This window comes from Ktedonobacteraceae bacterium (assembly GCA_035653615.1).
GTDB lineage: Bacteria > Chloroflexota > Ktedonobacteria > Ktedonobacterales > Ktedonobacteraceae > DASRBN01.
In genome coordinates this window covers 20,459-40,406 of the sequence record DASRBN010000004.1, presented here as the reverse complement: position 1 = coordinate 40,406, position 19,948 = coordinate 20,459, and the positions used below count along the sequence as shown (strand labels likewise).

Here is a 19,948-nt window from a genome sequence, read left to right as displayed (position 1 = left end):
CTTGCACTCATCCGGCATTGTAAAGAGAGAGCCATTATTCTTCGTGTCAGTTTCCACAAGGAGAGACGACGCGGATCATGTTATGTGAAAAGAAGATCATTCCCGGTGTGCGCAAAATTGCCGTGCTGCGCGCTAATGGCCTTGGCGATTTCATTTTCGCGCTTCCCGCGCTGCAGGCGTTGCGCACTACATATCCACAGGCTGAAATTGTGCTGCTGGCAAAAGATTGGCATGCCGCTTTCCTTAAAAACAGGCCATCGCCGATTGATCGTGTGATTGTCATTCCTGCCACGCAGGGTGTAGGTAGAGATGCTGGTGAAGCGTATATGCTCGAGGACACCTCGGAAGAGGAGCTTTTTTTCGCAGCCATGCGTGAGGAGCGATTTGACCTGGCCTTTCAGTTACATGGCGGTGGCCGGTACTCCAATCCGTTCCTGCTACGGCTGGGCGCGCGAATGACGATTGGCCTGAGAACGCCAGACGCGGCCTTGCTTGACAGGTGGGTGCCGTACATCTACTTTCAGTCCGAGGTTGCGCGCTACCTGGAAGTGGTCGCGCTGGCGGGGGCTGGTACGCAAGAATTGGAGCCGCGTATCGCGATTATCGAAGAGGACCTGGAGGAGGCCAGACGTGTTGTGCCGGAAAGCGGAAAGCCGCTGGTGGCGTTGCATCCCGGCGCGGGCAGTCCGCAACGTCGCTGGCCCGTCGAGAAATTCGCCACCGCGGGGGATGCTCTGGCCACGGCAGGAGCTCAGGTCGTTGTCACAGGCACAAAAGCAGAAAATGCGCTGGTCGAAGGGGTCATTCGTAATATGAAGGCGCAGGCGCAGAGTGCGTGTGGGCAACTCTCGCTGGGCGGGCTGGCTGGCCTGCTGCACCGCTGTAAGGTGGTGATCTCCAACGACTCTGGCCCGCTGCACCTGGGCAGGGCCGCCGGCGCGTCCACGGTGGGCATCTACTGGTGCGTCAATCTCATCACGGCGGCGCCGATTACGCGCACGCGCCATCGTCCGGTCATCTCGTGGCGACTAGAATGCCCGGTCTGCGGCAGCAACCAGATTTTTGAACCGTGCGGGCACCGCGTGTCGTTCGTAGCTGATGTTCCAGTAGAGGAAGTGGTTGAGGCAGCGATGGATTTGCTGGCGCAGGATGATAGCTAACAGCGAACCATCCAGGCGGCCCGCAAAGATCTACCCTGACCGAATTTCGCATGCCGGACCCTTATTCACGCACCTTTCGCAGGTAGCTCAAGCCAATCGCGATTCCCAAAACGATAGCCGCGACGAGGAGAAACATGCCGATATTCGTGGCACTACTACCCGATTGGTTCTTCCCAGAGGCGCTCTGCCCCTCGTTTTGTAGCAAACTGGCCAGCTTCGATAGCATACTGCCGTAGATGCGGCGCAGGCCCATGGGAGCAAATGTGCGCTCGAAAAAGCCTCCGATGCCGCTACCACCTTCCCATTCGGTGATCACGCTCACCTGCGTTTGCTTGCCCTCTTTCAGAGGCAGGAGCGACCATCTTGTCACCAGCGACGAATTTGTATCGCGCTCGGTGATGACCTTGCCCTTGATGGTCTCATCTACCTGCATCTTATAGGGGCGTTCGCGCCCGCCGGCCTTTAAACGATAATCGACCACTGTGCCTGTCCCCACTCCGCCTTTCTCAACCGCATAATCCACGAAGTTGGGTGGCAGTATTTGCGGGCGTTTCTGTTTGTAATCTTTGAGGGCGGCATAGACCTCTTCAGGGCTGGCATCGATGACCTGTTCGCTCTTTACATTTATATGGCTCATGAGATAAATAGCTCCTTTCTAAATCTGATGCATTGCCAATTGATTGTTTCGGGTGCTGATTATCCTAACATATTACGAGCAATGCAGGGAAAAGGTAGCATTTTGCCAGGCCCTCTATGTGCCAGGGATGGGCCGTCCTCCAATGTCGAGTATTCGCCAATCCCCTTGTTGTCGTAGTACCTGTGGACGTACATTACCTGTAACCTCGTGATACACGTAAACAAAGGAGCATATATCATGGCACAAACAAATCCACGTCCCGCTAGCGCCAGTGGCACATTTACCATTGGAGGAGACCTGACGGTCTATCGCCTCGGATTCATTCCCTGGTTCCCGCTGGCGACTGGTGATCTCGCCAGGGGAGGTGGTAAACTAAACCAGGTCGCGCAGAGGCATCATGCCACGCCGGGTCAGATTGCCCTGGCGTGGTTGCTGCTTCGCTCGCCCAACATGCTGCCCATTCCAGGCACCTCGTCTGTAAAGCACCTGGAGGCAAACCTTGCGGCAGCGGAGATTCGACTGAGTGACGCTGAATTTCAGGCACTGGATGAAGGGGTGTAATCATTATGCTTGCGCTGGTAGCTACGCATCAAGCCGAGAGGCCGGTTGAGATACGCGAGGTAGAGGAACCATCGCCGGCTCCGAACGAGGCGATTGTCCAGGTACACGCCTTTTCGCTGAACCGTGGAGAACTGAGCCTGCTGGCAAATAGGCCCGAAGGATGGCGCCCCGGGCAGGACATCACGGGCGTCATCTTGCGCCGTGCCGCTGATGACAGCGGACCGCCCGAGGGGAGTCGCGTCGTCTGCCTGGTGGACCAGGGCGGATGGAGCCAGCAGGCCGCGGCACCCACAGCGCGCATGGCTGTGCTTCCCGACCATGTCGAATTCACCACTGCTGCTACCCTACCTATTGCGGGCCTGACGGCGCTGCGCACGCTGCGGATCGGTGACTTTCTGCTGGGGAAGCGCGTGCTGATCACCGGCGCGGCAGGCGGCGTGGGCCGTTTCGCCGTCGAACTCGCCGCCGATGCCGGAGCCGAGGTGACGGGCGTCGTAGCCAGCCCTGAACGCGGCCACGGATTGCGAGAACTGGGCGCTCATCGCATCGCAATCGGCATCGACGACGTGAACGAGCAATACGATCTGATCCTGGAATCGGTTGGCGGCGAATCGCTGGCGATGGCCATACGCCATATCGCGCCCAACGGCACCATCGTCGTATTTGGCAATTCTTCCCAGCAGCCCACCACTATCAGCTTTGGAGACTTCGCCGGACATGCCGGGGCGCGCATCCAGGCTTTCTTCTCCTACCTCTCAGGCCCGCCCGAGAGCTTCGGTAAAGACCTGGCAGTGTTGGTAGCGCTGGTTGCCGCCGGTAAACTTCACCCACAGATCGGCTCGGAGGCAAGCTGGCGCGATGTCGGGCAGGTTATGGAGGCACTGCGCCAGAGGCGTATCCGCGGAAAAGCGGTCTTTCGAGTGGATTGAGATTATCGGGCAAGAAGAAATATAAGGCAATGAAGAAGATGTAAATAGCCCACTCTTCGAGATTGCAGGAATGTTTGCCATAGGCGAACCGGGTTGGGCTGATAGACATGATGAATACCTGGCAGCTTTGTTGTTATGAAGCGATTCGGTATAACCCAGGCGCTCACTACCGATCATCACTTCATTCAGGCTGGTTTCATTCGGGTTCCCAGAATATAGGCTCTGCTTATCACTTAGTGGTATTCATTCGATAAGATGAGTAATCTGGAAAGGATTTTACCTATCCTCTTTGCTCAAACCTCGGTTTGCGTTTCTCCAAGAACGCCCTCATCCCTTCCTGGGCGTCGGGAATCTGAGAAGTGGAGGCCATCACTTCCTGCGCGTAGGCGTAGGCCTGCGGCTGCGGAAGGTCGATCTGCGCGTAATAGGCCTGCTTGCCGATGCTTTTGGAGATGAAGCTGCCGCGTGTGGCGCGCTCGAGCAGGCTTTGTGATTCTTCGACCAGGCGTTCGGGCGGAACGACGCGGTTGACCAGTCCCCAGTCTGCCGCCGTCTGCGCGTCGATTACGTCGCCGGTGAGCAGCATTTCGAGAGCGCGCTTGCGTCCGATATTGCGACTGACTGCCACCATGGGCGTGGTGCAGAACCAGCCGCCTTTCCCACCTGGAGTCGCGAAGCCCGCATCGGTTGAGGCAACTGCCAGGTCGCAGGTAGCGACGAGCTGGCATCCGGCAGCAGTAGCCAGGCCTTGCACGCGCGCGAGAACAGGCTGGGGAATCTCTTGAATCGTATTCATCATGGTGGTGCAGACCTTGAGAATCTTGCGCACGGCAACGAGGTCCTGCCCCACCATATCGGCGAAATCGTGACCGGCGGAAAAAACCGGCCCGCTGGCGGCCAGAATCACACCGCGGGCCTCGCTCTCACCAACTTTACGGAAAGCGCTGGTGAGTTCAAGCATGTGTTTGAGCGAAAGCGCGTTGCGCCGCTGCGGGTTGTTCATGGTGATGGTCGCGAAATCGCCTTCAAATTCTAAGGTGATCAGTTCATATGGCATGGCATGTTCTCCTTCAAGTGGACGCGAGGCCGATGATGAAGTTTACCAACCAAAACCGCAACCTGAGTGACCCAGGCCGTGTCATTCTGAGCGCGGCAAAGAATCCCAGTAGCACGAGGTACGGATTCTTCGCTGCGCTCAGAATGACACGGTCAGAGCATGATTCCAGATTTTGCGGGTAAAAAGTCATCATCGGCTCCGCACCCAATTGTTTCCTTACACTACTTCATCGCCATTGTTTGTGGCGAACCGTGCTACAACATCATAAAGGACGCGCGTACCCCATTGCAAGGCTCGGATATGTATACGCTCGTCGTGACCGTGAACTCCGCTCCAATCCCTCGCTCCAGGGATATAGAGTTGTGGCGCAAAACCGTAGACCTTCGTTCCGAGTAGCGCCACGTGTTTGGCATCGGTGCCACCTGTGAGCAATGTTGGAACGACGGTCGCGCCAGGATCGTGTTCCTCGACCAGGGCCTTGATGACCTCGAAGAGGGGAGACGCGGGATCGGCCTCTAGAGGTATGGATGGGTCGATAAAGCTCACATCGATGTCTTGCCCAAAGATACTCCGCAGTTCCTCAAGATACGTCTCCGCCGTCCAACCGGGCAGGGTACGACCATCCAGCCGTGCTTCCGCTTCGGATGGGATGACGTTGATTTGCGAGCCTGCCGTAAGCATGGTGGGCGCGATGGTGTTGCGGATCATGGCGCGCATTTGCCACTTAAGCATATCTTCGAGTGGCAAGGCCTCGATGGCGGCATCGGCGTTTTTCTCATCTTCCAGCACGGCCATAAACAGGCCCGCGACCTCTGGTGGTTGCGCACTGGCAATACCGGTGATGTACGCGCGGAAGGTTTCCGTAAAATGTACCGGGGGCTGTGTGCCATCCAGCTTGCTCAGTAATGCCGCCAGTTTAACGATAGCATTGTTATCATGCGGCACAGAGCCGTGTCCGGGTTTGCCGGTCGTCCGCAGGCGGAAACGGGCCGTTCCCTTCTCCGCGGCCTCGACGGTATAATAACGCTTCCCATTGACTTCAAAGCCGCTGCCGCCGCCTTCGTTGAGCGCGTATTCGGCCTGGATCAACTCTGGCCGGTTATGCACGACCCAGCCCGCACCCATGTGCCCACCCACCTCTTCATCCGCCGCCGCCATGTAGATCACATCGCGTTTGAGCGGCACTCCCGCGCGTTTGAGCAGCAGCATGGTCATCAATTCCATAGTGACCATGCCCTTCATATCCAGAGCGCCGCGTCCATAGATGAAATCATCGGCAATATCCGCCGCGAAAGGATCATGCGTCCACTTCTCAGGCTCGACCGCTACTACATCGGTATGCGACATTAACAGCAGCGGCGGGGCCGAGCCATTGCCTTTCAAGCGCGCAACGATGCTGCCGCGGTCAGGCGATGGTCCAACAATCTCGCTGCTGATACCATCCGCTTGCAGCACATCGCGAATATATTCGGCGGCCCGTATCTCATTTCCGGGCGGATTGCGTGTATCAAGCCGCAGGATGTTGCGCAGGTGGGTGATGACTTCATCTTCTACGACATTCCAATTGATGGGCGAATAGCCGCTGGTCGTGGTCATGCAAATCTCCTGAATAGCCTTCTTTCCGGTAAGAACCGAAGGTGGTCAAATATACAGGTACAGAAAATGGTGATGCTACGGCATTATATCGTCTATTCGAAGGGGAGATCAAATCACAAGGCCTGGGAAATATTGCCCATGAAGGCCGAGCGGGATGTGATGCGGCACTTCAGCTCGCCCAAGTTCCTCGAATGTATGCGCGTCCAGCACCAGCAGGAATGAATTGCCCTTGTAGGCATTCAAGACGACTGAGAGAACAACGCCATCATCTTCTCCACGGGCTTGAGGAGCTTGAGCAAAGACGGGTTCTCCAGGATAGCATCCATCCTGCGCCCAGGTTTTTGTAGCGTTTGTGGGTATGTCAACGCGCACGAGCTGGTGGGCCAGGGTTAGTGGCGCTTCCCTGGCCGTACTGACGCCGTAGGCAGCACTGTAATCGTGGCTGTTGGAATGGGTATAGTTGATGGTTGGCATTTCAATCTCCTGCCCGCTTATGCGCTCATACGTGGCAATGGCCGATGAGACGCTCAGCGGCAGGCGATACCGCCGGAACTCGCTGCGCGCGCTCCGTTTTTCTGCCCCCGTCCCATCCCTCAGATTGGACAGGTTGGTCTCCTCAATAATCGCGGCATCGGGGTATGCTGAAAGGTCAAGTACGATTTCTCCGGCGCGCTCGAAGGCATTGATATGGTGGAATGAGAAGAAGGCTTCGCTCTCGTACCTGCCAACAATGCTGCCATCCTGCCTGCTCATGACGATAAACAGCGCGGGTTCTTGAGGTCGCCAGGTGAAGTACTGGATGAAGGCCTTTTGCCCGCTGAGCATTTCGAGGGGCATGACGCGGAATGGATATTCGGCCAGCACAATGTAATGCTCGGTGATGCTGAAGGAATGGATATACGACGGTTCCAGGGTGGGATAAGCGCCAATCAGCTTGCGGTTGCGCCCATCTCCATCCGCGATGCTGAAGACCTTCACCATACTCTGCATGCCGAATTCGGTCAGGTAACTGATGGTCATCTTTCCGGCGCGGTCGTAATGTGGATGAGCCGATCCATAATGACCACTGACCTGGTCGTTATAATGAATAATGCCCAGCGTCTCGAGCGTATGGGGATCAAAGGCAATCGGCAATGGAGCTTCCGTCATCGCAAGAAATTCTCCTGCTACCTGCTGAATGCTCACATTGGGGTTGATCATCTCGGTCATGGCGTGCCGGAACAGCGCCTTGCAGGGGTCGGCAGCAAACATGGCGTATGTCAGGCGCTTCTCCTGCATCGCGGTCGCATAAGCCTGGCTGCGCACAAATTTGTTCGCGTATGACACGTTACCGTTCTGAAATGAGAAGCGGTGCAGCATAGCTAATCCATCGAACCAGTGCCAGACCTCTTCGGAGCCGACCTCGAACTTCGCGGGGCCATTGCGCAACAATGAACCGGAAAGCCACGCGGGAATGCATCCTTCGACGGGCAGCTTCTCTACTTGAATCTCTTCTTGCAACGATGTGTAACCAGAGGAAAAAGGATTGCTCATTGATCTACTCTTTCTTTCTTGTCTTATGAATTTTCACAGCATAGTCTGGCAACAGGCGGAGGCCGATGAATCGGCGGTGGGCGCGATCAATCGGCCCCTACGGGGACAGGGGCCAGCTGCTGTCCCTACAGGACGAGGAAATCTCCCCATCCGGTTGTCAAAATCCATTAGGGCCGAGGTTGCCGGCTTCTCTGGATGCCTGGAGAAGCCTTGCCTGGCTGCGCTTGCGCAGGCGACTTCCGGCTCGAACCGTCCAGGCGATTACCGCGATGGTGATGCCATAGAAGATGATGGGCGAGATGACCAGGAATTGTGACAGCGGTAGAGAGTAGACGAGCACCAGGCGCACGATGAACTCAATGGCATAGGTAACTCCCCAGACAATCGTGACGTTGCGAATGTAGGCGCGAAAGGCCGGATATTGCCAGGCTGCGTTGAACGTGGCTTCCTGCCGTGGGTTGTTGCCGGTGGTGAAGTAACGGATAATATAAAACCACAGCGGTTTGGGAAAGAGCAGCGAGACCAGGCAGATGATGCCAAAAAGGACCGTCAGGAACGATTCGCGTATCTGAAACAGTCGAGCGTCGCCGCTGGCAAAGGTGAGGACGATAGAGACGGCAATCGTGATGAGAGCGAACGCTCCCAGTACATCTACCCGCCGCTGACGCAGCAGGCTGGCGATAGTGTCAATCATCGCAGGTATGGCCGAAATGAATAGCGCCTCTACGTCCGATAGCGAGGTAAAGTGCTTGATAAGCTGGTAAATGACGATGACAAGTACGCCATTCACAAGGATGCTGGGTAAAAGCCCAACAACCATTGTGCGCAGCGAAGGCGGTTTGAGTTCCGTAGCCGATGGTGTTGAAGTGAGAGGTGCCTGTGTCATGATTTTTACTTCCTTTCTTATGAGCAGACTCATTTTGTCTTGTTGGGAAAAGTATAAACGGCACCTGGTTGGGTGGGCACCCATCAAAGGGTGGGAAAAGGGGTGGGATTTCCAGGGTATGCAAGAGTCGCTCTGTGATAAAGCCCCGCCTTTTTATATCAACTTCAATTCCCTGGCTCGCGCCACCGCCTTTGTGCGGCTCTCGACCTGCAACTTGCCGTAGATGATATTCACGTACCATTTCACCGTGCTGACGGCAAGAACAAGACGATCCGCGATTTCACGATTGGAACAGCCTTCGGAAATTAGCCGCAGCACTTCGAGTTCGCGTTCGCTCAGTGGTTCGGCCAGAGATGGCCGCGTGCCGGTTGGAATCGCAGGTGAGGGCCGGGGCGAAGCGGCAGTGAGGGGGAAGTTCTGGTCCCCAAAAGCCACGAGTAACTTTTCAATATAGGTCAGTAGTTCTGGCACTGCTGAGGAAGTATCGGCCTGCTTTTGTAGCTTTGTAGAGATTATGATAAGCAGGTTTGCCAGAACCGGGCCTTCATCGACGAAGAGCCGGATATAGCCCTCCGTTTCGGCAAGCAGCAGCGCATGTTCGAGCGTACCCGTGGCCGTTTCTATGTCTCCCTGAGCTTGATGGGCCAGCGCCTGAAGGATGAGAACCTCGATGCTATTTTTGATGCGCTTCCTCGCTTGCGCCAGGTGAAAGAGTTGCCGCAAGCAGGTACTTGCATCATCGAAATTCCCCTGCGCGATCAGTATGCGCGCCAGGATCAGGTATTCGTTAAAGCGCAAGGGATGTATTTCGTCGCTTGCGCGCAGCCCGCATTGCTGCGCCCATCGCGATGCCTCCGCTGCATTGCCCTGCTCAAGAGCTATTCGCGCCAGAAATGCGGTTTGAAAGCGTGCCTGAGTTGGTGGAACATTAGGATGGCTTGCCAGGCTGCTCATCTTCTCGCATAGCATTTGTACGCCCTCCTGATCCCCCCGGGCATGCCTGATTCTGGTCAGGACGATGTACCCATCCAGCGCAGTCCTGCTATTTTCCATATACAGGCATTGTTGGATGCCGGTCTGTAAAAAGCGTTCTGCCGCTTCCAGGTTATTCCACTCGTATTGTAAACTTCCAATACCGACATGAATCGGGCCGAGAACAACCGTTGAGGAGTCCTGCTCGTTCACAAGCTGGAGCGCCTGCCGGTATGTGTGTTCTGCCTGGTGGAGATATCCCTGCGCCGCCTGAAACGAGGCCAGTTCGTGCGTTGTCATGAACGCCATATACAGGTTGCCATGAGCCATGCTGTAGGCGCAAGCATCTACCATCGCCTGAACCGCCGCTTCCAGATTTCCGGCTATCCAGTAAGCCAATCCCAGGTACCACATCACCAATCCCCTGGAAATATCATCCTCGGCCAGGTAGCGAAGCGCCTGCTGCGCCAGCTCAATAGTGCGCTCTCCATCTCCCTGCATAATGACTATCGATGCGCGTATAGCAGCTATCTCGCCTATCAGGTGGTAGACATGCTGCATTCCTTGCGGTGGAGATGCGAGACCTTCAAAGGTTTGCATGGCGGCATGGATGCTATAGCGCTGCTCTATTTCCTGAAGTTGCTGTTCGGCGGCGGCATACTGGCCGGTGAGAAAGAGCAGCCAGGCCCGCAAAACGGTCAGACCAGGGCGGGCTTGCATCTCTTCAGCAGGAAGCTTATCGAGCCAGGAAGAGAGTGTGATGAGTTCTCCTCGTTTTGTCAGTGTAATGCCGACCTGTTCGATGAGCCTGGCTGCCGATTGAAAATCTGCCGCTGCCAGCGAGTGCCGGATGGCCTCAGGCAGCAGGTCATGTTGTTCAAACCACGCGCTGGCCTGGCGATGGAGCGTGGGCGCCAGTTCGGGCTGTTCGCGTTGCAGGCGGTGGCGTAGCAACTCGGCGAACAGGTGATGATAACGATACCAGCGCCGCTCGTCATCAAGCGGTTGTAAGAATAGATTTACCTGTTCCAGGTGCTCAAGCATGGCTTGCCCACCTGGTTGCCCTGAGATGGCTTCGCAGAGCGAGCCGCACATGCGCTCAAGGATCGAGGTACGCAGCAGAAAAGTTTGTATGTTGGCTGGCTGGCGGTCGAATACTTCCTGGATCAGGTAATCGACGATGTAGCGATGGCTGCCGGTAAAGACCTTGATAAAGTCGGAGATATCTTTGCGGCCATGCATTGAGAGCGCGGCCAGTTGCAGCCCGGCAATCCAGCCTTCCGCTCGCTTATCCAGTGCATCGATCTCTTCTATTGAGAGAGGAAGACCAACAGCCTGTTGAAAAAATGCTGCGGTTTCTTCAGTAGTGAATCGCAGGTCAGCCGAGCGAATTTCAGTTAGCCGGCCGCGAGCGCGCCAGCGTGCCAGGGGCAATAACGGGTCAACGCGAGTGGCAATGATAACATGCAGGCAGGGCGGCAGGTGTTCCAGGAAGAAGGTCAGCGAACTATGGATCGATTGCGAGGTAATACTATGATAATCATCCAGAACCAGAACGATATCCTGCTCAAACTGCATCAGAGAGTTAATGAGCGCGGTCAGCACGGTTTCGATAGGCACCTGCCTTAGTGGACCGGGCGGCTTTACTCACACCCGGCTGAATGCCTTCCAATGCCGCAAAAACGTAAGACCAGAAACGAGTAAGATCATTATCGCTCTCGTCAAGAGAAAGCCAGGCCGCCGGCAAACGGTAATGCTGGAGTGCTGTGGAGAGCAGGGTCGTCTTGCCAAAACCCGCGGCAGCTGTCAGCAGCGTGAGAGGACCGCGCAGAGCCGCCTGTAGCGTATCAACCAGCCGTTGTCGCTCGATCATGCCGGAACGAACAGGCGGAATAGCAAGTTTGGTCGCCAGCAGGAATGGATCGCTATTTTCAGCCGGGGACTGGTCTGCTTGAGACATTGCCGGAAACAACTCCTCTTGCGTCTATGCTCCCGCTTCTAACTGCCAGGATAAACCCTTCTTTCGTGATAAGTATAATCCCGTCGCTGCGAGAATGTCAAAGCCTTTATGCTGAGTGGCCTATTTACAATCTTTTTACAGAATCCTGCCAGTTCTCTGATATTGCCGGAATACCATATGCATAGCTGATTGAGCGGGAAGAAAGCGCATATGGCAAGCAAGCTGTACTAAGTTGGCCTGCTCAATCATTTCCATAGATGTGGATGTGTATGAACAATAGAAATAATACGTTCTCTGAAAGAATAGGAACAGGGAGAAAATGTGGTACGCTGTTCCTATCCACTTTCTCTAAAAACAGTAAGAAGGGAAATATATCATGGACGAAAAAGCTACTCACCAGGACAGGCATCCAGGCCCGGCATTTCCCGCATTTCGCACGCCAGAGGGTATGGGACGCGAGGAATTCTGGGCCATGGGTACGACGATTTCCCTTCTGCTGCCCGAAAACCGTCTTAAAGTGGGTGTCAGTGTTGTACGTTCGCTATTCAGCGAATGGGAGCAGGCCCTGAGCCGTTTCTTACCGGAAAGCGAACTTTCGCGCTTGAATGCGCATGCGGGCGAATATGTCGCGGTAAGCGATCTGCTTTATACGGTGCTATCCAGAGCTATCGCCGCGGCCCAGGCAACGAACGGCGTCTATGACCCGACCCTGTTAGGTCAGATTGTTGGGCTGGGATACGACCGTACTTTCGATGCCTTGCCTGCGTCGCTGCCCGGCACAACAATCCGCACCGAGCCGGGTGGCGGGTGGCGCGGCATCTACCTGGACAGCGAGAAGCGCATCGTAAAGTTGCCTGCCGGTGTCGGCCTGGACTTTGGGGGCATTGCCAAGGGCATGGCTGTGGATGCCGCCCTGGAACGTTTACAGGAGAAAGGTATTAATACTGCCCTTGTCAACGCGGGTGGCGACCTGGCTGTGATAGGATTGCCGCCCGGAGAAGAGCAGTGGTCAATCACGGTGCCTGGGAAAGGTACATTCTGGTCTATGCCGCTGCGTCGCGGGGCCATGGCCACCTCCGGCATCGCGCGCCGCCACTGGCAGCAAGGAAAGCAGCAGCGCCACCACCTGCTCGACCCGCGCACGGGCGAACCGGCGCAGACCGATTTGTGGTCCGTGACGGTGGTCGCCGACCGCTGCGAGCAGGTCGAGATCGCCGCGAAAGTGGCTTTCATCCTGGGTTCGCAAGAAGGGAAAGCCTTTCTGAGTGAGCATGGGCTTGCTGGTTTGCTCGTTCAGGTGGATGGAGCGTGGGAAGCGACGGATGCGTGGCCTGTGCAGTTGATGGTGGAGCAGGCTAAATGAGTGAAGATATGCATTATGACCAACTCTGAAATACTTCACCCCACCCGCGCTGCTGAACTTCTCGAACGCCAGGAAAAGCTTCAAACTGAGGCCCAGGCTGTCCTGGCAGCACTGGACCTGTATAGACTACTATCGACCGTAGGCAGCGTCAGGCAAATCGGGAGTTCCGCGTTAGGACTGATGGTCTGGCGCGATATCGACCTGGCCGTCTCCAGCCCAGGTTTGAGCATTGAACGCGCTTACGATGCCATGCGACCGCTGTTTACCCATGCAGGAGTTAAGCAGGTACGCTACTTCAACGAAAGTGGAAATTTTAAACCGGACGAAATAGATGCACGCTATTTTTTCATGATCTACTACGATTTTCACGGACAGGCTGAATGGAAGATCGATATTTCGTTCTGGCTGGGAGAAGGCATGCATCCAGAGCCACTTCACGATGCTCTGGCAAAGCAGTTGGCTGCCGAAACACGTCTCGCCATCCTCTGGATCAAAGACACCTGGGTTCAGCTTCCCACCTACCGCAACAGCGTCTACAGCACCGATATTTACGAGGCCGTTCTCCAGTATGGTGTACGTACCCCAGGAGAGTTCGAGCGATACCTGGCCGAGCGTGATAAACCAGCACGTGCTAATGGTGGGCATGTATAGGACTCCGGGGCCTGTCATTCTGAGCGCAGCGAAGAATCTGTGTGCCACCAGAGATTCTTCGCTGCGCTCAGAATGACAGGCCCATGTGGAGATGTAAAAACTCTACTCGAGTAATCCGTGAGGGACGCCCCGAATTCCCACAAGCTCAAGCTCAGGATGCCTGACCCCTCAACTTCCTATATCGCTGGATCAGCGTATTCGTCGAGCTATCGTGCGTCAGCTTTGGCTCCTCTTTGCTCTCAAGCTCGGGGATGATGCGGTTCGCCAGCACTTTGCCCAGTTCGACGCCCCATTGATCGAACGAGTTGATATCCCAGACCGTGCCCTGGACGAAGACTTTGTGTTCGTAGAGAGCGATGATCTTGCCCAATGTTTCAGGCGTTAATCGTTCGACCAGGATAGTGTTCGTCGGACGATTGCCCTCGAAGGTGCGATGCGGAACCTGGAAGGATGGCACGCCATCTTTCGCGACCTCTTCCGCCGTTTTGCCGAAGGCCAGCGCCTCGGTCTGGGCGAAGAAGTTGGCCATCAGCAGGTCATGATGCCGCCCGAGCGGGTTCAATGTCTGGCAGAAGCCGATAAAGTCGCAGGGAATCAGCTTTGTGCCTTGATGAATCAGCTGGTAGAAAGCGTGCTGGCCATTGGTACCAGGCTGCCCCCAGATAATCGGTCCGGTCTGGTAATTCACCGTCCTGCCCTGCAAATCGACATGCTTGCCATCGCTCTCCATGTCAAGCTGCTGGAAGTAAGCTGGCAATTGCCCTAGATAGTAATCGTAGGGCAGGATTGCCACCGTCTGCGCGCCGAAAAAGTTGTTGTACCAGATGCCGATCAGCCCCAGCAGCACGGGCAAGTTGCGCTCAAAAGGCGTGGTGCGGAAATGCTCGTCCATGGCATGGAAACCGGCCAGCATTTCGCGGAACTGCTCCGGCCCGATGGCGATCATCAGCGAGAGGCCGATGGCTGAGTCGTAGGAGTAACGGCCGCCGACCCAGTCCCAGAACTCGAACATGTTCTGCGTGTCGATGCCGAACTTCTCCACCTCTTTGGTATTCGTTGAGACGGCCACGAAGTGCTTTGCCACCGCCTGCTCGCTACCCAAAGCGCGCACCAGCCATTCGCGAGCCGAGTTGGCGTTGGTCAGCGTCTCCAGCGTGGTGAACGTTTTAGAGGAGACGATGAAGAGCGTTTCTGCCGGGTCGAGGTCGCGCGTCAGTTCCACAAACTCGCTGCCATCGACGTTGGAGACGAAACGGAAGGTCATATCGCGGTCGCTGTAATGCTTCAGCGCCTCGTAGGCCATATGCGGGCCAAGGTCGGAGCCGCCGATGCCAATATTGACGACGTTGCGAATGCGCTTGCCGGTATAGCCTTTCCACTCGCCGCTGCGCACGCGGTTGGAGAAATCCGTCATCTTGTCGAGGACTTTGTGGACTTCCGGCACCACGTTCTCGCCATCCACCATGATCGTTTCATCCCCTGGAGCGCGCAGGGCAACGTGCAGTACGGCACGCTGCTCGGTGATATTGATCTTCTGGCCGCTGAACATGGCGTCGATGCGCTGGCGCAGGTTCGAAGACTCGGCCAGCTGCAAGAGCAACTGGATGGTCTCGCCGGTAATGCGGTTCTTGGAATAGTCCAGGTAGATGCCCACGCCCTCGGCTGCGAAACGCTCACCACGCTGGGGATCATCGGCGAAGAGCTTGCGCAGGTGCAGGTCCTTTACCTGAGCATAATGGTCTTCGAGGGCTTTCCAGGCTGGCCGCTGCGTCAGCGGTGTTACAGTTGTAGACATAAGCTCATTCCTTATTCAGTACCGCTCGAAGTGGTATTCGTTTGCGTATGATGTGTCTCATCCGTGGCTTCCTTTTCATGATGGCCGCCGAATTCAAAACGCATGGCGGACATGATCTTGTTGGCAAAATCGGCCTGGCCGCGCGAGCTGAAGCGTTCGTAAAGGGCAGCAGTCAGCACGAATGCGGGAACGGCCTCGTCGATGGCGGCGGCAATCGTCCAACGCCCCTCGCCCGAATCGGAGACGCGGCCCTGGAAATCCTCGAGATTGGGACTCTTGAGCAGCGCGCTGGCGGTCAGATCGAGCAGCCACGAGCCGATGACACTGCCACGCCGCCACAGTTCCGCGATATCGGCGAGGTTGAAATCGTACTGGTAATATTCAGGGCTGCTTAGCGGGGCGGTTTCGGCATCGACGGTCTGCTGCTGCTTGCCGATATTAGCGTGTTTGAGGATGTTCAGACCCTCGGCATAGGCTGCCATGACGCCGTACTCGATGCCGTTATGAACCATCTTGACGAAATGACCAGCTCCATGCGGGCCGCAATGATAATACCCTTTTTCAGCTGTGCCGCCGATTTCTTCGCGCCCAGGAGTGCGAACCGCCGCGTCAACTCCAGGTGCCAGGGCGGAGAAAATCGGGTCGAGGCGTTTGACGATCTCTTCCTCGCCACCGATCATCTGGCAATAGCCGCGCTCGAGTCCCCAGACGCCGCCGCTGGTACCGACGTCAAGATAATGGATGCCATGCGGCTCAAGCATCTTCGCGTGGCGAATGTCATCATGATAGTAGGAGTTGCCGCCATCGATCACCACATCGTCCTTTGCCAGCAGTGGGATAAGCGTATTCAACGTGTCGTCTACCGAGGCGGCAGGAACCATCAACCAGATAGCGCGCGGCTGCGCGAGTTGATGAACGAGGTCTTCCAGCGAGCTAGCTCCTTTCGAAATAGAGCCATCTTGCAAGCGCCCCTGCACTGTACTTTCGTGACGCGCGTAGCCAACGACCGTATGGCCATTGCGCAGCAGTCGTTTGGCCATATTAGCGCCCATGCGCCCAAGTCCAACGAGTCCAAGTTCCATAGTGTTTTTCCTTTCACTCCGGTTTTGTCGAGTAGCTGCCCAGGAAGTCCTGGGTTTGTGTTTTCTTGTCCCTGTTATTATACGCAAGATAGAGTGTATCGTGTCTGCTTGCTGTTACATGCACTAATTACTACACGTTTGATGGCCTGTTTTGGCTAGTGGGACAGGAACCTGGCATCCGCAAGGGGTGCCACTACATGTCAATCGTCAAATGATGATAGACAGATTACTAAAAGGAGGAAAAAATGATGAATGCGAAAGAAGTGATAGAACTAGTAAAAGATGGTAACTATCCATCCGAATGGAATGTTTTTCCAGGTAATTATACTGACATAGATGGGTTTGTATGGATTTTGATTGCTATAGCCTTCATTGGAGTAGCTGTTATCATTCCTTTAGCATTACTAAATAATCATTTAGATATATCTTCAATTTTTGTGTCCATTATCATTATCCTTTGCTTTGGAGGAGCTTCATTGTTAATATTTAGATACTTATTTCGAAGAGAACCAGCCTCTTCTAAGCAGCCTCTTTTAGTTATATTGCCCGATGGTATTGTCCAATTCCAACCAGAAGATTATAGGAAGTATTACTCATTTAACTTTTCGAAAATTAATAGTATAAGTCTTGCAAACCAGACTACGGTCCAGGTTAGTGACGGGATAATAACAACTAGAAATTACTACTGGCTGGACGTGTTTTATAGTAATGGGACTTATCTAAAATGTGACATCAATCCGGCCTTTGGAGATCCCATTTTTATTGGCAACACGATTATCGCTGCTTACCGCCATTATTGGCAGATTTAAAAAGGTCCCTTTAGAAGATCAGGGAAATGGGAGATGCCTTACGAAAAGTCTGTATTATGAGGTTTGCCGATACACTGGACAGAAAGTTTATATCCCGATTCAAGCTAACTCTTGATGAAATGGCTACAGAAAAGACAACAAGAAATGATCGGGCATGGTAAAGGCATGCAGCAATAACCTAAAATTCTAAAAGATATGGTAGCCTAATCCTTCTTAACCCCTCCCCTCATACCCCACGCACATCATCCCAAAATAAGTCGGCACCTCATACGACAGCAACTCACCACGGAAATTCGTATCCTCGATAGCACCATGCAAATTGAGTATCTGCCCGTAAGAATCGGTTGAGGCGCGTTCCAGCCAGTTTGAATCGAAAGTCAACAATCGACCCGGGTCTTGAGCTTTGACGGCTTCTATCACCGCGGCGTCGTACTCTGCTGAGGCCGTATCGAAGCCATAAGGGCCGTTTTCGTCGTGGGCGTGTCCCATATCGGCGCTGGCGATCAGGGCGATGTTGCGTCCAAGGGATTCGGCTGCATGGCGAATGGCCTTACCAAAGGTTGGAAATAATGTCCAAGGCATATTCCCGCGGTCGGGACAGGCGATGACTACTTTGGGCCGAGGATGGTACATGCCGCCCATGAAGTAGAGTGGGACGCTGGCTCCCCAGTCGAGCGGTTGGTAGAAGTCGGGATCGTCGGGTACAGCGTAGCCTATGCGCGTCACGGGGACTTGCAGGGATTGAGCGGCTTCGACAATGGCGGCGTTCAGCTCTTTGTCCACCTCGAATGAGAGGATGAAGCCTCCTCCGCTGCCCTCTTCGTCGCTCAGTTCTCCTCGAACACGTTCGTTGTTGAGTAGCGAGAAGGCGTGGTCGACTCGGTGGCCATGTGGGGTGATCAGTACGATGGTTTCCGGCTGGGCCGCGGCCATACGCCTGCCCAATTCTTCCATGGCGGCGCGGGTCGCCAGGGCTTTTTGCGCGCCCTCTTCGTTGAGTAGTGGGACGATCATGCTGCCGTGCGGGGCTATACAGGCGAATACTAAACCGCTCATATGATTCCTTCCTTTGGCATAGGCCGATAATGGATTTTGAGAAAATAACCCGACAACGATAAATCCCTGCGCGGGCCGATGAATCGGCGATGTGTACGATGAATCGGCCCCTACGGATTGGTTCCGAAAATATCATATACTGATAACACTTGCTCCGTCCAGAAAATAGTTAATTTGCTTGAACGAAAAGCAGAACTTCACTACCAGGAGAACACCATGACAACCGATCCACGAGAGCATAGCCGTATTCTATTTGAAGGACGCAATCGCGCGGGTGCGCGTGCCATGGTCAAGGCTATCGGCTTCAGCGATGACGACCTGGCGCGTCCGATCATCGGTATAGCCAATAGCTGGATTGAAACCATGCCCTGCAACTATCATTTGCGGCGACTGGCGGCTCGCGTGAAAGAGGGCATTCGAGAGGCCGGTGGGACGCCGATGGAGTTCAATACTATCGCGATCAGCGATGGTGTGACGATGGGTACGGAGGGCATGAAGGCCTCGCTGGTGAGCCGCGAGGTGATCGCCGATTCTATTGAACTGGTCGGGCGCGGCCACATGTTCGATGCTATCGTTGCCCTGGTTGGATGCGATAAGACCATACCCGCGGCTGCCATGGCGCTGATCCGCTTGAATGTACCCGGCATCCTGCTGTATGGCGGCTCCATTGCACCCGGGCGTTTTCAGGGGCGCGATGTGACGGTGGGCGATGTGTATGAAGCCATCGGAGCCAATGCGGCGGGCAAGATGAGCGATGCCGACCTGCGAGCTTTGGAGAACGTGGCATGTCCGGGAGCGGGCGCGTGCGGCGGGCAATTTACGGCCAATACCATGGCGATGGTGATGGAGTTTATCGGCCTGTCTCCCATGGGTACGGCGAGCGTTCCGGCGGTCGATCCGCGCAAAGACGAGGTGGCGCGCAACTGCGGGCGGTTGATTATGGACCTGTTGCGACGCGGTGTGACACCGGGCGATATTCTGACACGCGCGGCTTTTGAGAACGCGATTGCGGGAGTGGCCGCTTCTGGTGGCTCTACCAATGCCGTACTCCACCTGCTGGCGATGGCGCGTGAAGCCGGAATACCGCTGACCATCGATGATTTTGATATTATTAGCAGGCGCACTCCCATGCTGGCCGATCTAAAGCCGGGCGGACGCTACATGGCCGTGGACCTGGATCGCGCCGGAGGTGTGCCATTACTTGTCCAGCGGCTCGTTGAGGCCGGTCTGGTTGATGAGAAGCAGATGACTCCGAGCGGTCGAACCTTAGCCGAGGAGGCAAGCAGAGCGGTTGAGACGCCCGGCCAGGATGTTGTGCGCCCGCTCTCCAATCCCCTCAAGCCCAATGGTGGGCTGGTCATTCTCAAGGGGAATCTGGCCCCGGATGGCTGCGTGGTGAAGATCGCGGGCCACGAGCGCCTGTATCATCGCGGGCCGGCGCGCGTTTTCGACCGCGAGGAAGATGCGATGAGCGCGGTCACACAGGGACGTATCCAGGCGGGCGATGTGGTGGTCATTCGCTACGAGGGTCCGCGCGGTGGGCCGGGGATGCGCGAGATGCTGGATGTCACGGGAGCCATTGTCGGCGCGGGACTTGGTGAGACGGTGGCGCTGGTGACTGACGGGCGCTTCAGCGGAGCAACACGGGGCTTAATGATCGGTCATATTGCGCCCGAAGCGGCACGTGGTGGCCCCCTGGCCGCGTTGCGAGAAGGAGATAGCATCGTCATAGATATTGAGAAGCGGCGTCTCGATGTAGAGCTTCCAGACTCCGAGATTGCCGCCCGCCTGGCAAACTGGACGGAACCTGCCCCGCATTATAAAAGTGGTGTATTTGCCAAATATGCCGCCCTGGTGACATCGGCTTCGGAGGGGGCGATTACCCGTGTATAGGAAGGAGT

The 19,948-nt window shown here is 55.5% G+C and carries 17 protein-coding genes; 7 read left to right on the top strand and 10 right to left on the bottom strand.

Translation table 11 applies throughout. The annotated features are described in order from the left end of the window. The first annotated feature begins 77 nt into the window (after positions 1-77). Positions 78-1,160: a glycosyltransferase family 9 protein gene (locus VFA09_02545; GenBank protein ID HZU66133.1), complete on the top strand. Its 1,083-nt coding sequence runs from the start codon at positions 78-80 to the stop codon at positions 1,158-1,160. A gap of 61 nt (positions 1,161-1,221) precedes the next feature. On the opposite strand, the gene VFA09_02540 is transcribed toward VFA09_02545, so the two are convergent. After that, a complete protein-coding gene (locus VFA09_02540; GenBank protein ID HZU66132.1) occupies positions 1,222-1,797 on the bottom strand; it encodes an SRPBCC family protein in 576 nt (191 codons plus the stop codon). Positions 1,798-2,034: 237 nt separating this feature from the next. On the opposite strand from VFA09_02540, the gene VFA09_02535 reads away from it, so the two are divergent. Both VFA09_02535 and VFA09_02530 read left to right on the top strand, forming a co-directional pair. Continuing rightward, positions 2,035-2,358 carry an aldo/keto reductase gene (locus VFA09_02535; protein HZU66131.1) on the top strand — a complete coding sequence of 108 codons (324 nt, stop codon included), beginning with the start codon at positions 2,035-2,037 and terminating at the stop codon, positions 2,356-2,358. 5 nt (positions 2,359-2,363) lie between these two features. Continuing rightward, positions 2,364-3,287: a zinc-binding dehydrogenase gene (locus VFA09_02530; GenBank protein HZU66130.1), complete on the top strand. Its 924-nt coding sequence runs from the start codon at positions 2,364-2,366 to the stop codon at positions 3,285-3,287. Between the two features lie 280 nt (positions 3,288-3,567). Here the strand turns inward: VFA09_02530 and VFA09_02525 are convergent, their stop codons facing one another. From VFA09_02525 to VFA09_02500, 6 genes are all read right to left on the bottom strand, one after another. Next, positions 3,568-4,344, bottom strand: a complete 777-nt coding sequence (locus VFA09_02525; protein HZU66129.1) for an enoyl-CoA hydratase-related protein — start codon at positions 4,342-4,344, stop codon at positions 3,568-3,570. 216 nt (positions 4,345-4,560) lie between these two features. Then, positions 4,561-5,940, bottom strand: coding sequence for a M20/M25/M40 family metallo-hydrolase (locus VFA09_02520; GenBank protein HZU66128.1), 1,380 nt, complete (start codon positions 5,938-5,940; stop codon positions 4,561-4,563). A 108-nt stretch (positions 5,941-6,048) separates the two neighbouring features. Then, positions 6,049-7,473 (bottom strand): carotenoid oxygenase family protein, encoded by a 1,425-nt coding sequence (locus tag VFA09_02515; protein ID HZU66127.1) that lies wholly within the window; start codon positions 7,471-7,473, stop codon positions 6,049-6,051. A gap of 157 nt (positions 7,474-7,630) precedes the next feature. Continuing rightward, positions 7,631-8,359, bottom strand: a complete 729-nt coding sequence (locus VFA09_02510; GenBank protein ID HZU66126.1) for a VC0807 family protein — start codon at positions 8,357-8,359, stop codon at positions 7,631-7,633. Between the two features lie 153 nt (positions 8,360-8,512). Further along, a complete protein-coding gene (locus tag VFA09_02505; protein HZU66125.1) occupies positions 8,513-10,951 on the bottom strand; it encodes a LuxR C-terminal-related transcriptional regulator in 2,439 nt (812 codons plus the stop codon). After that, positions 10,917-11,291 carry a hypothetical protein gene (locus VFA09_02500; GenBank protein HZU66124.1) on the bottom strand — a complete coding sequence of 125 codons (375 nt, stop codon included), beginning with the start codon at positions 11,289-11,291 and terminating at the stop codon, positions 10,917-10,919. Before VFA09_02500 ends, VFA09_02505 begins: the two co-directional genes overlap by 35 nt. Before the next feature lie 376 nt (positions 11,292-11,667). Here VFA09_02500 and VFA09_02495 point away from each other — a divergent pair, with 376 nt between their 5' ends. Together VFA09_02495 and VFA09_02490 are read left to right on the top strand one after the other, a co-directional pair. Continuing rightward, complete coding sequence (locus tag VFA09_02495) at positions 11,668-12,654, top strand: FAD:protein FMN transferase (GenBank protein HZU66123.1); 987 nt, start codon at positions 11,668-11,670, stop codon at positions 12,652-12,654. Between the two features lie 15 nt (positions 12,655-12,669). Then, complete coding sequence (locus VFA09_02490; protein ID HZU66122.1) at positions 12,670-13,305, top strand: hypothetical protein; 636 nt, start codon at positions 12,670-12,672, stop codon at positions 13,303-13,305. Between the two features lie 151 nt (positions 13,306-13,456). Here the strand turns inward: VFA09_02490 and pgi are convergent, their stop codons facing one another. After that, positions 13,457-15,100, bottom strand: coding sequence for a glucose-6-phosphate isomerase (gene pgi / locus VFA09_02485; GenBank protein HZU66121.1), 1,644 nt, complete (start codon positions 15,098-15,100; stop codon positions 13,457-13,459). 11 nt (positions 15,101-15,111) lie between these two features. Next, positions 15,112-16,269, bottom strand: a complete 1,158-nt coding sequence (gene gnd, locus VFA09_02480; GenBank protein HZU66120.1) for a decarboxylating 6-phosphogluconate dehydrogenase — start codon at positions 16,267-16,269, stop codon at positions 15,112-15,114. A 158-nt stretch (positions 16,270-16,427) separates the two neighbouring features. Between gnd and VFA09_02475 the strand changes: the two genes are divergently transcribed. Continuing rightward, entirely contained in the window at positions 16,428-16,991 is a 564-nt protein-coding gene (locus tag VFA09_02475; GenBank protein HZU66119.1) for a hypothetical protein, read from the top strand. Positions 16,992-17,204: 213 nt separating this feature from the next. Here VFA09_02475 and VFA09_02470 read toward each other — a convergent pair whose 3' ends face one another. Then, positions 17,205-18,047, bottom strand: a complete 843-nt coding sequence (locus tag VFA09_02470; protein ID HZU66118.1) for a hypothetical protein — start codon at positions 18,045-18,047, stop codon at positions 17,205-17,207. Between the two features lie 216 nt (positions 18,048-18,263). On the opposite strand from VFA09_02470, the gene ilvD reads away from it, so the two are divergent. Then, positions 18,264-19,940, top strand: coding sequence for a dihydroxy-acid dehydratase (gene ilvD, locus VFA09_02465; protein ID HZU66117.1), 1,677 nt, complete (start codon positions 18,264-18,266; stop codon positions 19,938-19,940). Positions 19,941-19,948 lie beyond the last annotated feature (8 nt).

Coding starts and splice junctions, on each gene's coding strand:
- pgi (HZU66121.1), bottom strand. CDS start 15,100: ATGTCTACAACTGTAACACCGCTGACGCAGCGGCCAGCCTGGAAAGCC.
- VFA09_02525 (HZU66129.1), bottom strand. CDS start 4,344: ATGCCATATGAACTGATCACCTTAGAATTTGAAGGCGATTTCGCGACC.
- VFA09_02475 (HZU66119.1), top strand. CDS start 16,428: ATGATGAATGCGAAAGAAGTGATAGAACTAGTAAAAGATGGTAACTAT.
- ilvD (HZU66117.1), top strand. CDS start 18,264: ATGACAACCGATCCACGAGAGCATAGCCGTATTCTATTTGAAGGACGC.
- VFA09_02500 (HZU66124.1), bottom strand. CDS start 11,291: ATGTCTCAAGCAGACCAGTCCCCGGCTGAAAATAGCGATCCATTCCTG.
- VFA09_02490 (HZU66122.1), top strand. CDS start 12,670: ATGACCAACTCTGAAATACTTCACCCCACCCGCGCTGCTGAACTTCTC.
- VFA09_02495 (HZU66123.1), top strand. CDS start 11,668: ATGGACGAAAAAGCTACTCACCAGGACAGGCATCCAGGCCCGGCATTT.
- VFA09_02535 (HZU66131.1), top strand. CDS start 2,035: ATGGCACAAACAAATCCACGTCCCGCTAGCGCCAGTGGCACATTTACC.
- VFA09_02520 (HZU66128.1), bottom strand. CDS start 5,940: ATGACCACGACCAGCGGCTATTCGCCCATCAATTGGAATGTCGTAGAA.
- VFA09_02510 (HZU66126.1), bottom strand. CDS start 8,359: ATGACACAGGCACCTCTCACTTCAACACCATCGGCTACGGAACTCAAA.
- VFA09_02530 (HZU66130.1), top strand. CDS start 2,364: ATGCTTGCGCTGGTAGCTACGCATCAAGCCGAGAGGCCGGTTGAGATA.
- VFA09_02470 (HZU66118.1), bottom strand. CDS start 18,047: ATGAGCGGTTTAGTATTCGCCTGTATAGCCCCGCACGGCAGCATGATC.
- VFA09_02515 (HZU66127.1), bottom strand. CDS start 7,473: ATGAGCAATCCTTTTTCCTCTGGTTACACATCGTTGCAAGAAGAGATT.
- VFA09_02545 (HZU66133.1), top strand. CDS start 78: ATGTTATGTGAAAAGAAGATCATTCCCGGTGTGCGCAAAATTGCCGTG.
- VFA09_02540 (HZU66132.1), bottom strand. CDS start 1,797: ATGAGCCATATAAATGTAAAGAGCGAACAGGTCATCGATGCCAGCCCT.